This window comes from Lysobacter daejeonensis GH1-9 (assembly GCF_000768355.1).
Taxonomy (GTDB): domain Bacteria; phylum Pseudomonadota; class Gammaproteobacteria; order Xanthomonadales; family Xanthomonadaceae; genus Aerolutibacter; species Aerolutibacter daejeonensis.
This window is the reverse complement of record NZ_AVPU01000005.1, coordinates 112615-124650: the sequence shown is the minus strand read 5'-3', so window position 1 is coordinate 124650 and position 12036 is coordinate 112615. Positions and strand designations below refer to the sequence as shown.

Annotated in this window: 8 protein-coding genes and 2 tRNA genes; 4 read left to right on the top strand and 6 right to left on the bottom strand. The window is 64.1% G+C overall.

What is annotated here, in order from left to right:
* Positions 1 to 58: 58 nt before the first annotated feature.
* Both N800_RS04590 and N800_RS04585 read left to right on the top strand, forming a co-directional pair.
* Positions 59 to 928 (top strand): transglycosylase SLT domain-containing protein, encoded by an 870-nt coding sequence (locus N800_RS04590; protein WP_232227543.1) that lies wholly within the window; start codon positions 59 to 61, stop codon positions 926 to 928.
* An 83-nt stretch (positions 929 to 1011) separates the two neighbouring features.
* On the top strand, positions 1012 to 1809 hold the full coding sequence (locus tag N800_RS04585) for an enoyl-ACP reductase FabI (RefSeq protein ID WP_036135340.1): 798 nt from the start codon (positions 1012 to 1014) through the stop codon (positions 1807 to 1809).
* A 162-nt stretch (positions 1810 to 1971) separates the two neighbouring features.
* On the opposite strand, the gene N800_RS04580 is transcribed toward N800_RS04585, so the two are convergent.
* Positions 1972 to 3948 carry a SurA N-terminal domain-containing protein gene (locus tag N800_RS04580; RefSeq protein WP_036135338.1) on the bottom strand — a complete coding sequence of 659 codons (1977 nt, stop codon included), beginning with the start codon at positions 3946 to 3948 and terminating at the stop codon, positions 1972 to 1974.
* Positions 3949 to 4285: 337 nt separating this feature from the next.
* Here N800_RS04580 and N800_RS04575 point away from each other — a divergent pair, with 337 nt between their 5' ends.
* The gene (locus N800_RS04575; RefSeq protein WP_036135336.1) at positions 4286 to 6004 is read left to right on the top strand and encodes an Eco57I restriction-modification methylase domain-containing protein; all 1719 of its coding nucleotides are present in this window, start codon (positions 4286 to 4288) and stop codon (positions 6002 to 6004) included.
* 13 nt (positions 6005 to 6017) lie between these two features.
* Positions 6018 to 6755 (top strand): PaeR7I family type II restriction endonuclease, encoded by a 738-nt coding sequence (locus N800_RS15565; RefSeq protein ID WP_084087200.1) that lies wholly within the window; start codon positions 6018 to 6020, stop codon positions 6753 to 6755.
* A 164-nt stretch (positions 6756 to 6919) separates the two neighbouring features.
* Here N800_RS15565 and N800_RS04570 read toward each other — a convergent pair.
* From N800_RS04570 to N800_RS16430, 5 genes are all read right to left on the bottom strand, one after another.
* Positions 6920 to 6996: transfer RNA gene (locus tag N800_RS04570), tRNA-Asp, on the bottom strand.
* Between the two features lie 94 nt (positions 6997 to 7090).
* A tRNA-Val gene (locus N800_RS04565) sits at positions 7091 to 7165 on the bottom strand.
* A 37-nt stretch (positions 7166 to 7202) separates the two neighbouring features.
* A complete protein-coding gene (locus N800_RS04560; RefSeq protein ID WP_036135335.1) occupies positions 7203 to 7475 on the bottom strand; it encodes an HU family DNA-binding protein in 273 nt (90 codons plus the stop codon).
* A 208-nt stretch (positions 7476 to 7683) separates the two neighbouring features.
* A complete protein-coding gene (gene lon, locus N800_RS04555) occupies positions 7684 to 10113 on the bottom strand; it encodes an endopeptidase La (RefSeq protein ID WP_036135334.1) in 2430 nt (809 codons plus the stop codon).
* A 292-nt stretch (positions 10114 to 10405) separates the two neighbouring features.
* The gene (locus N800_RS16430; RefSeq protein ID WP_052107915.1) at positions 10406 to 11935 is read right to left on the bottom strand and encodes a S8 family serine peptidase; all 1530 of its coding nucleotides are present in this window, start codon (positions 11933 to 11935) and stop codon (positions 10406 to 10408) included.
* Positions 11936 to 12036: the final 101 nt, after the last annotated feature.

Genomic DNA, 12036 nt, shown 5'->3' with positions numbered 1-12036 from the left:
CGGCGCCCTGATGGTCGTACTGTGTGGGGCCATGGCGGCGACTCGGGCGGCCCCGGCCATGTCCGGCGCCCCCTCCGGGAACGGCCCAGACGGCACGCCCAGGTCGGCACCGCCCGCCACCATCAGCGGAAGTGCCATTTACCGGGATTTCCGCGAGGGTCTGGCCGACAAGACCTGTGCCCCCGGCGCCAGCGCACGCTGGAAGCAGCACTTCGCCAGCGCGCCCAAGCGACTCGCAAACCGCGGCGACGACGCACTGCCCTTGTTCGGCTACGTCGTCGACACCCTGCGCGACGCCCGTCTGCCCACCGAATATGCACTGATTCCCTTCATCGAAAGCGGCTACAAGCCCGCCGCGCGCAACCCCGCGGGCCCCACGGGCTTATGGCAGATGATCGCCCGGACCGCGCGCCACCACCGCGTGACCATCCGCGCCGGCTACGACGGCCGCCTCTCCCCCGTCGATTCCACCCGGGCCGCCGTGCGCTACCTCAAGACCCTGCATGGGACGTTCGGCGGCAATTGGCAGCTGGTGGTGATGGCGTACAACGCCGGTGAGCACCGCATCCTCGGCGCGGTGAAGCGGAGCGGCCACAAGGCGTCGTCCGCCGATCCCGATGCACTGGAAGGCATTCCCGACATCACCCGCGCCTACCCACGCAAGCTGCACGCCCTGTCGTGCCTGCTGGAACAGGCCGACGACCGCGACCGGTGGCGCGACGCGATGGACCGCGAGGTGCTCCGCCTGGCCGAAGTGACCCTGCCCGACGACGCCACCGACCTTCGCGAATGGGCACGCGGCGCCGGGCAGGACCCGGACCTGCTCGCCCGGCTCAATCCCGCCCATGCGGCTGGCCCCCTGCGTGCCGCCGAGCGCCGCATCCTGGCCCCGACGGCCGGCCCCTCGGCGCCAGACGCCAGCGAATAGGTAGCCCCCGACCCGCCGGCAGGGCAAACTAGAGCCTTTGCTCGACCGTGCTGACGGTCATCGCCCCACTAAGAGGTAAGTCCATGGGTTTCCTGCAAGGCAAGCGTGCACTCATCACCGGCGTCGCCAGCCAACGTTCCATCGCCACCGGCATTGCCGAAGCGATGCGCCGCGAGGGCGCCGAACTGGCGTTCACCTACCAGACCGAGAAGCTCAAGTCGCGCGTCGAGGACTGCGCCAAGGAAAACGGCTCGGACATCGTCATTCCGCTCGACGTCGCGTCCGATGAGCAGATCGAACAGTGCTTCAGCGAACTGGGCAAGCACTGGCCGGAAGGCTTCGACATCCTGGTGCACGCCATCGCCTACGCCCCGCGCGAAGCCATCGACGGCGAGTTCCTGGACGGCCTGACCCGCGAGAACTTCGCCATCGCGCACGACATCTCGGCCTACTCGCTGGCCGCGTTGGCCAAGGCCGCACGCCCGATGATGAAGGACCGCCACGGCTCGGTGCTCACCCTGAGCTACCTGGGGGCCGAGCGTGCACTGCAGAACTACAACGTGATGGGCGTGGCCAAGGCCAGCCTCGAGGCCACCGTGCGCTATCTGGCACTGAACCTCGGTCCGGAAGGTACCCGCGTCAACGCGATCTCGGCCGGCCCGATCAAGACCCTGGCCGCCGCTGGCATCGCCAACTTCCGCAAGATGCTGGGGCACTTCGAGAAGTACGCCCCGCTGCGCCGCACCGTCACCATCGAGGACGTCGGCAATACCGCCGCCTTCCTGTGCTCGGACCTGGCCGGCGGCATCACCGGCGAAGTCACCTACGTGGATTCGGGTTACAACATCCTCGGCATGACCGGCATCGGCGACGAAGACTGATCCCCTTGCGACGGGCCTCGCTGCCGTCGCCGGATACAAAGGCCCGCCTAGATGGCGGGCCTTTGTTTTTGCAGGCGCCGCCTGCTACCGCAAATGAAATGGCCCGGCATCACTGCCGGGCCACTCGTCATGCTTCACGCTTGAGCGTGGGGCCAAGCCAACTCAGAGGTTGGCCTCGACCACGGTGACCTTCATCTGCTTGCGCAGGTGGCGCGAGAGCGCGTCCACGTCGCTCATGCCGTGCGCCTGCGACAGCTGCTGGCGCAGCATCGCGCGCTCCTGCGGTGATGCCTCGGCCGGGTTGCCCGGCTTCACCGCCTGCACCGCGAACAGCGCGATGCGGCCGTCGTCGAGCGCGACCTTGCCCGGCGTCGGCGCACCGCCGGCAGGCGCCTTGGCCGCGAAGATGTCCGCGACGACCTTCGCGTCCGGGATCGGCATGCCACGACGCAGGCCCGGCAGCGTCTGCACGGCCAATTGCTTCGAAGCCGCCACGGCCTCCAGGGTCTCGCCAGCGGCAATGCGTGCCACCAGGGCCTCGGCCTCCTTCAGCGCCGCCTTCTGCGCGCGGTCCACACGAATGGCTGCGATCACCTGCTCGCGCACCTGCGCCAGCGGCAAGGCCCGCTCCGGAGTGTGGTTGGTCACGCGGATGAGCACACTGTTGTTGGGCCCGATCTCGATCGGATCACTCACGGTGCCATCCTGTACCAGCACCTCGGAGAACGCCGCGCGCTTGACCGCCGCATTGGCGAAGATCCCCTCGCTGGAATCGCGCGCGACCGGACCGATCGTCTGCAACGGCAGCCCCACGTCGCGTGCGGCCGGCGCCAGTGCCGACGGGTTCTTGTAGACCAGGTCGACCAAACGCGTGGACAAATCGTTGAACGCGCGCTCGCGATCCGCCTGCGCCTGCTCGGCAGCCAGCGCGTCACGGACGGCTTCGAACGGCTGCTGCGCACTGCCCTTCACCTCGCGCAGCTGGATCACGTGCCAGCCGAACGCCGACTTCACCGGGCCGCTGATCTCACCGGCCTTCATCGAGAACAGTGCCTCCTCGAAGCCGGGGTCCATCATGCCCTTCGACACCCAACCCAGCTCACCGCCGGTGGCCTTCGAACCCGTGTCGTCGCTGTTGGCGCGCGCAATGGCGGCAAAGTCCGCACCCGCGGCCTTGGCCTCGGCGGCCAGCTTGGTGGCCTTGGCCTCGGCGGCCTTCTGCGTGGCGGCGTCGGCGCCTTCGGCGACCTGCACCAGGATGTGCGAAGCAAGGCGCTCCTCGGCCGCCGCGAACTTGCCCTTCTCCTGCTCGTAGCGCTGGCGGAGCGTGGCCTCGTCGGCCGGCGGCGGGGGCGGCAACGAAGCACCGTCCAGCACCACATATTCCAGGCTCACCATTTCCTTGGCGCGGAAACTCGCGGTGTGGCCGTCGTACCAGGACTTGATTTCGGCATCGGTCACCGGCGCGGCATCCGGTGCCGGCGGCGGCATCATCAGCACGCTGGCATCGCGGGTTTCACCCAACGCACGCATCAGGCGGTCGAGTTCGGCATCGGTGACGAAATTGCTCTGCGCGATGCCAGCGACCACCAGCGACTGGCGCAGGCTGTCGCGCACGGTGTCCTCGAACTGGCGCGGCGATTGCGGCGGCACGCCGGATGCCAGCGCCAGCTGGTATCGCTGGGCATTGAACTTGCCGTCCACCTGGAACGCCGGGACATCCTGGATCGCCTTGCGCACCTGCGCATCGCTGACTTCCAGGCCCGCGCGTTCGGACGCCATGCTGCGCAGCTTCTCGTCGATCATCGACTCAAGGATCTCGCGCTTGTTGGCCACGCTTTCGAATGCCTTGGCGTCAAACGCTTCGCCATCCTGCTGGCGGCGGCGCTGGCGCTCCTGCTCGAAACGCGTGCGGAATTCTTCGGACGTGATCTTGTCGTGATGCCACAGCATCGAAGCAGGCCACCAGGCCGGTGCGCTGGCCCACCAAGTGGGCGGGACGTCGACCTTGGCCACGGCGTCGTCGGTGCGCTGCACCATGTAGTCCTGCAAGCCGAACAGGGCAAAGGGAACGATCAGCAGGCCGAGGATGATGGTGGCGAACCAGCCGGAAGTCTTGTCGCGGAGTGTTTGCAGCATGTCCGGGAACGATGGATACGGAAGCGGGAGAGTGTAACCCGCCTGAACCGCGGAATTTGGCGCGGTGCAAAAGGCGTTGTTACGGCCTGCCTTGGCCTGCCGGCGTCCCAAAAAAATCAACAATGGCGTCAAGAGCACGCCTGCCAACACCGCTGACAGGAGCTGTCAAAGTGAAGAAATATCAATTAATTCAATATATTAACCATACTTGTGACCCAAAAAAATGCAACCAGCTCCTTGAGATCTGGCAGCCGCGCTGGTCGCACACTCCGCGACCGGATAGTGTTTCCATTTCGGGACCCGCCCTCCCTGTACGCCACCTGAGATCTCCCCTCCCGTGAACTTTGAAAATGTCGGCATTACCGGCAACTTGTCCGACGACGTAAGCGAAGCAGCCCGCCAATTCTCAAATGCCGGCACTGACGAGCGCGGCGCAGTCTTCACCCGGCGCGAGGTTGTGGACTTCATCTTGGACTTGGTGGGCTACACCCAGGACCGGCAGCTATGGTCCCTGCGCCTCCTAGAGCCCGCCGCCGGCCATGCCGATTTTCTGCTGCCGGCAATCGGCCGACTAGTACGCTCCTTCGTGGGGCACGGAGGCTCCCTAGCAGAGGCAGCCAATTCCCTCGCATCTGCCGTGCTCGCGTTTGAAGTCCACCCAGACAGCCTAGCTACCGGTCGCGCGGCCGTGATTGCTGAATTGGTCGGTTTGGGCATCAGCAAGCCAGCGGCACACACATTGGCCAAGCGTTGGCTAGTGGGCGGCGATTTCCTCTTGGCGCCACTGGAGGGCAATTTCGACTTTGTGGTCGGTAACCCACCTTATGTCCGCCAAGAACTGATCCCCGCGCCGCTGCTAACAGAATATCGCGCCCGTTTTCGCACGCTCTATGATCGCGCCGACCTTTACGTGCCGTTTTTTGAGCGGTGCTTGGGCTCGCTGACGCAAGGGGGGCGACTCGGTTTTATTTGCACTGACCGCTGGACCAAGAACAAGTACGGTGGGCCACTCAGGGCCATGATCGCTGACGACTTTGCCCTGACTCATTTCGTGGACCTTGTAGACACCCCCGCTTTTTTGACGGATGTGATGACCTACCCGGCTATCACGGTTATCGAGCGCCCAACGCCCAAGGCCAAGCGGTCGTTCACCCGCGTGGCCTACAAACCCGCGATCGAAGTCGCCGCACTCGCCTCGCTGGCGCGCGCCATGACCGCAGCCAAGCTCAACAAAGCGTCAGGCGTGGTGAGCATGCAAGGTGTGGTGAACGGTGCTGAACCGTGGATCCTTCACGAGCCTGATCGCTTGGCGCTGGTGCGTCGTTTGGAGGCCGCCTTACCCACCCTGGAGGGCGCGGGCTGCAAGGTCGGTATCGGCGTAGCCACTGGGAATGATGGCGTTTATATCGGCTCTATGGCTGCGTTGGATGTGGAGCAATCACGCAAGCTGCCGCTGGTGCGAACCCAAGACCTGCGCAGCGGGTCCGTCAAATGGCACGGAATGGGCGTTCTCAACCCCTTTGAAGCCGACGGCCGGATGGTCGATCTAGAGCGATACCCGTTGTTTGCCGCATATCTGAAAAAGCATGCCAAAGCGATCAAAGCACGCAATGTCGCGAAGAAGAATCCCGCGCGTTGGTTTCGCACGATCGATCGAATCAATCCGGACTTAGCTTCTACACCAAAGCTACTGATTCCTGATATCAAGGGAGACGCGCATGTGGTGTACGAGCATGGCGAGTTTTACCCGCACCACAACCTGTATTACATCACCGCAAGGGATTGGGACCTGCGTGCGCTTCAGGCGGTACTGCTGTCGGGCATTGCACGGTTGTTCGTTGCAACTTACTCCACGAGTATGCGTGGGGGTTTTCTGCGGTTCCAAGCGCAGTACCTGCGCCGGATACGCGTGCCGTCTTGGAACGATGTACCGCGACATCTGCGTAAATCGCTACGTGCAGCGGCAATTTCTGGCGACTACGAGGCCGCCAACAGGGCAACTTTCGAGTTGTACGGATTAAGCGAAGCCGAGCGCGCGCTAGTCACGTCGGCCTGACGAGGGAGAATACATGGCACTGGATTTGGCAGAGCACGAAGCACTTGCACGAGTGGGCATTCGGCATTTCTGGACAGGGCGCAGCAAGTCGCTGCGCGTGGGCGAAGGCAGTCAAGGAGGCGAACGTACTAGCGTGCTGGGCGGGAAGAACATGGACGGGTTCTTGGCGATTGTCGAAGAGCTAGTACGTCGCAACGGATTGCCCCATGCCCAGATTCACACTGCGAGTCGTCCGTTGCTGACCTTGCCTGGGTACTTCCGTCCGACCAAGCTGTGGGATGTGCTTGTAATCGATCGAGGAGCGTTGGTCGCCGCAATTGAACTCAAAAGTCAGGTTGGCCCCTCATTCGGGAACAACTTCAATAACCGCACTGAAGAAGCCATCGGCACAGCACACGACCTATGGACGACTATTCGTGAGGGTGCGCTTGGAGAACAACCACGCCCCTTCCTAGGGTGGTTGATTCTGGTCGAGGATTGCGTCAAATCTCGCACGCCCGTGCGAGATCGCTCTCCCCATTTCCGAGTGTTCCCAGAGTTCCAAGGGGCCTCCTACTTGGGACGCTACGACGTGCTGTGCCAGCGACTGATGCGCGAGCAACTCTATACGCAGGCAAGCGTGCTGACCTCGCCGCGGGAAGCGCTCATCGACGGTGCTTTTGGCAGCATGTCTCCCACGACCGGCCTGACGGCGTTTGCCGCAAGTCTTGCTGGGCACGTAGCGGCATGGTCGGCTGTACGTCCCGAATAGAGAACGGCCGCGCCGAAAGACTCAGACCCCCGGCCGGGTCACCACGAATACCCCTAAGTCCCGGGCCATAATTGAGGTGACCTCGATCGTGAGTCTGCGCCGAGGCCACGTTAGGTTACGTGACACAAAAACAAAGGCGCCCTTGCGGGCGCCTTTGGCAAAACTGGCGGAGTGGACGGGACTCGAACCCGCGACCTCCGGCGTGACAGGCCAGCATTCTAACCGACTGAACTACCACTCCGCGCTTCAAACCTGAGACCAATATTCTGCAGTACTTTTTCTGATTTGGGAAGAGCCCGATTCAGAATTTTTTGCAAAAATCCTTTCGGATGCTGTGGTGGGTGCTGAGGGTTTCGAACCCCCGACCCTCTCCGTGTAAAGGAGACGCTCTACCGCTGAGCTAAGCACCCAACTGACTGACCGGACCATGCCCGGTCAGCGAGCCGCTTAGTTTACAGCGTCCTTCAGCGCCTTGCCAGCCTTGAACGACGGATTCTTCGAAGCCTTGATCTTGATGGTTTCGCCCGTCTTCGGGTTGCGGCCCTGGCGGGCGGCGCGCTTGCGGACTTCGAAGGTGCCGAAGCCAACCAGCGTGACAGTCTCACCCTTCTTCAGGGTCTTGGTGATCACGCTGATGACTGCGTCGACAGCGCTGGCGGCGTCGGTCTTGGACAGCTCGGCAGCGTCAGCGACAGCAGCAACAAATTCGGCCTTGTTCATTCTTTTGGACTCCGTGTGCGGATGTGACCGCATTCTCTTGAGAACCGGGGCTGCCTGCCTCGGCAGTGCAGGCCCCGATCGACCTTGCCACGCCATAGGGATGCGCGGTTGCGCCCGTTATACCAGCGGCATATTGCCCCCGCAAGCCGCAAAGCCAATAACGACGGGGCTTCCAGAGGTTTTTTCTCGCTCGCGACGAGAGGCGGCGTCAGTGCTTGACGCTCGCCTGCGTCCCTGACTTGCGCGCGCGCTTCACCCCCGCCGACTTATCACCGGTCGGTGGCTTGGCGGGCCCCACAGGGCGTTCCAGCGCGATGTCGAGCACTTCGTCGATCCAGCGGACGGGGATGATCTTCAGCCCCTGGGTCACCGCCTTGGGCAGGTCGACCAGGTCCTTCTTGTTCTCATCCGGGATAACCACCGTGCGGATCCCGCCGCGTAGTGCGGCGAGCAGCTTTTCCTTCAGGCCACCGATCGGCAGCACCCTGCCGCGCAGGGTGATCTCGCCGGTCATCGCCACGTCGGCCTTGACCGGATTCTTGGTCAGCATCGACACCAGGGCCGTGGCCATCGCGATGCCCGCACTCGGGCCGTCCTTCGGCGTCGCGCCCTCGGGTACGTGCACGTGCACGTCCTGCTTCTGCAGGAAGTCGAGATCGATGCCCAGGCGCTCGGTGCGCGCACGCACCACCGACAGCGCGGCGGATGCCGACTCCTTCATCACGTCGCCCAACTGGCCGGTAAGCAGAAGTTGTCCCTTGCCCGGCACCAGCGTCGATTCGATCTGCAGCAAGTCGCCGCCGACTTCGGTCCACGCCAGCCCCGTCACCAGGCCAATCTCGTTCTGCTCCTCGGCACGGCCGAAGTCGAAGCGCTGCACGCCGAGGTATTTCTCGAGGTTCTTCGACGTGACCTTGACCGCGCCAGCCTTCTTCGCCTTCGGCCCAGCCAACGCGATCTCCTTCACCACCTTGCGGCAGATCTTGGCGATCTCGCGTTCGAGATTGCGCACGCCGGATTCGCGCGTGTAGTAGCGCACGATGTCGCGCACCGCGCTCTCCTCCACCTTCAGCTCGGTAGGCTTCAGGCCATTGGCCTTGATCTGCTTGGTCAGCAGGTAGCGCATGGCGATGTTGAGCTTCTCATCCTCGGTGTAACCGGGGATGCGGATGACTTCCATGCGATCCAGCAGCGGTCCAGGGATGTTGAGCGAGTTGGAGGTGGCGACGAACATCACCTCGCTGAGGTCCAGGTCGACCTCAAGGTAATGGTCGTTGAACGCGTTGTTCTGCTCGGGGTCCAGCACCTCCAGCAGCGCCGACGACGGGTCGCCACGGAAGTCCATCGACATCTTGTCGATCTCGTCGAGCACGAACAGCGGGTTCTTGCTGCCAACCTTGTTGAGGTTCTGCACGATGCGGCCCGGCATCGAGCCGACATAAGTGCGGCGGTGGCCACGAATCTCCGCCTCGTCGCGCACGCCGCCCAGTGACATGCGCACGAACTTGCGGTTGGTGGCCTTGGCGATGCTCTGGCCCAGCGAGGTCTTGCCCACGCCCGGCGGACCCACCAGGCACAGGATCGCGCCCTTCATCTTGCTCACGCGCGACTGCACGGCGAGGTACTCGAGGATGCGTTCCTTGACCTTCTCCAGACCAAAGTGGTCGGCGTCGAGCACGTCCTGCGCGGCCTTGAGATCCTTGCGGATCTTGGTGCGCTTCTTCCACGGCACGCCCAGCAGCCAGTCGAGGTAGTTGCGCACGACGGCGGCTTCAGCCGACATCGGCGACATCTGCTTGAGCTTGTTGAGCTCGGCCTTCGCCTTTGTTTCCACCGGCTTGGGCATGCCGGCCTCGGCGATCTTGCGGGTGAGCTCATCGATGTCGTTGGGCGCCTCGTCGCTCTCGCCGAGCTCCTTCTGGATCGCCTTCATCTGCTCGTTGAGGTAGTACTCGCGCTGGCTCTTCTCCATCTGCGACTTCACGCGGCCGCGGATGCGCTTCTCCAGCTGCTGCACGTCGATCTCGCCGTCAACCAGGCCGACAAGCTGCTCCAGGCGCGCACCGATGGCATGGGTCTCCAGCAGCTTCTGCTTGTCGACCAGGCGCACGCCCAGGTGCGCGGCGATGGTGTCGGCCAACCGACCCGGTTCCTCGATACCCTGCAGGGTCTGCATGAGCTCGGGCGGTAGCTTGCGGTTGGTCTTGACGTACTGTTCGAACAGGCCCATCAGCGAGCGCGCGATCGCCTCAAGCTCGCGTTCAGGACGGTCGGTCTCGGGCGCGACTTCGTGCGCGCGACCGGTGAGTGTGCCGTCGGTCTCGCTGACGGCGTCAACCGCCACACGGGACACGCCTTCGACCAGCACCTTGATGGTGCCATCGGGCAGTTTCAGCAGCTGCAGTACGTGCGCGAGCGTGCCAACGCGGTGCAGGTCATCCGCGCCCGGGTCGTCGGTCTCGGCGGCCTTCTGCGCCACCAACAGGATGCGCTTGTCAGCCTCCATGGCCATGTCGAGGGCCTTGATCGACTTGTCGCGGCCCACGAACAGCGGAATGACCATGTGCGGGAACACGACGACGTCGCGCAGCGGCAGCACCGGCAGGTCGAGTGGTTCGTGGGCGGGGGAAGTGGTCATGGCGACTCCATGTAAGACGCCGGGCATGGACCCGGCGGTGAACGGCAGGCCAGCAACTGGCCTTTGAGTCGTTTATGGGGCTGCGACCCGCATGATGCAAGCGTGGTTGTTCACTTTGTGTCATTCCCGAAAAAAAACGCTACTGATCAACCACTTAACCATGGCAGCGCCTGCCACCCCGCGTTCAGTCGGCCCAAGCTCAGGCAAAAGGAAAGGCCCGTGACTGCGCACGGGCCTTTCGGTGCGGATCCGGTGTCCCGCCCGTGTGCACGGGCTGGGTGGAATCCGCGGCTTACTTCTTCAGTTCAACGATGGCGGCAGCCGCCTGGACCAGGCCCCAGCCCGTCTTGTTGTCGAAGCCGACGGCGTCGATGTCCTGGGCGGTGACCAGCAGCGCATCGCGAACCTGCGCGTTGGTCTTGGTCGGCGCGGCGCTCCACACCACGGCAGCAACACCCGAGACGTGCGGGGTCGCCATCGAGGTGCCGTCCATCGCCGTGTAGCCGGTGTTGGTCGTGTGCGGCGCGCCGTCCACCACGGTGGTCTGGCCCAGGAGGCCGGCCACGATCGCCTGGCCGTCGGCCTGGGTGATGCCCACGGCGGGGATGTTGCGGGTCACGCCATCGCCCAGCGTCGCGTGCAGCTCACCGGTGGTGTTGTTGTAGATCACCACGCCCACGCCGCCGCCGGCGATGACATTGTCGGTCTTCTGCAGGAAGCTGATGTCGCCACGCTCGCACAGCACGACCTTGCCGCTCCAGGCGCCGGCCGCGGCGCAACGGCCACCGTCGACGATGTTGCTGGTCACCGCCGCCGCGGCACCGCCCGTCACCGGGACCTGCGCGAACGACTGGCTGCCGACCTGCAGCGGGAAGTAGGTGATGGGATAGGTGCTGAGCACGCCCACGCCCGGCGCCGCGATGTCGACCGCGCTGTTGTACTGCGAGAAGCTCGCATGTGCGTTGCTCTGGTCCACCGCCGCCACCGACATCACGCTCGCGTACGAGGCGGGGTACGACAACGTGGTGTTGCCGTCGTTGCCGGCCGCCGCGATGCTGAGGATGCCCGCGGTGTTGAGCTTGTCGAAACCGCGCTGCTCGGTCATCGACTTGCCGCCGCCACCCAGGCTCATGCTGATGACCTTGGCGCCTGCGGTCTGGCAGCGGTTGGCGGCATCGAGGAGCGTCGAGCTGTACGTCCAGGCGCAGCTGCTGCCGCTGAACACCTTGATGATGTGCAGCGAGACCTTGCCCGGGCTGACGCCGACCACGCCGGTGGCATTGTTGGCAGCAGCGATGGTGCCGGCGACGTGCGTGCCGTGACCGCAGGTGTCGGTGTTCCAGCCAGTCGGATAGCCGGTCATGGAGATGCCGGCAAAATCCTCATGGTTGGCATTGATGCCCGAGTCGATGACGCAGACCTTCATACCGCTGCCGGTAGGCGCGCCCGCATCGATGGCGCCATCACGATTGACGTCCCACACGTCGCGGGCCTGCACGTTGTCAATGCCGTACGGCACGGTCTGCGCGCTGGAATAGCGCGGCACGTCCGCCTCGATGTACTCGACGTTGGGGTTGTTGCGCAGACCCTTGAGCGCGGTCGCCGGCACGGTGACGGCAAAGGTATCCAGGCCGTCGAACGTGTAGTGGAAACGACCACCGGCCGAAGCCAGGGCCTGCTGCACGGCAGCCTTGGCGCCCGGCTTGAACTTGACCAAGACCCGGTTCGGATCCGGTTGTGCGGCGTTGGCGGCGGTGGCGGTGGCGGCCATCATGGTCACCAGGCCCAGCCCCAACATGCGCACGAGCTTGCGTTGCTTCATTGTGTTTTCCCCGAAGATTGAATGATGGGCTCCCCTCGATCCCTCAGCCCCCAACTCCATAGGGCATCCAATCTAATTTGTTTCAACCGTAACCGTGCCTT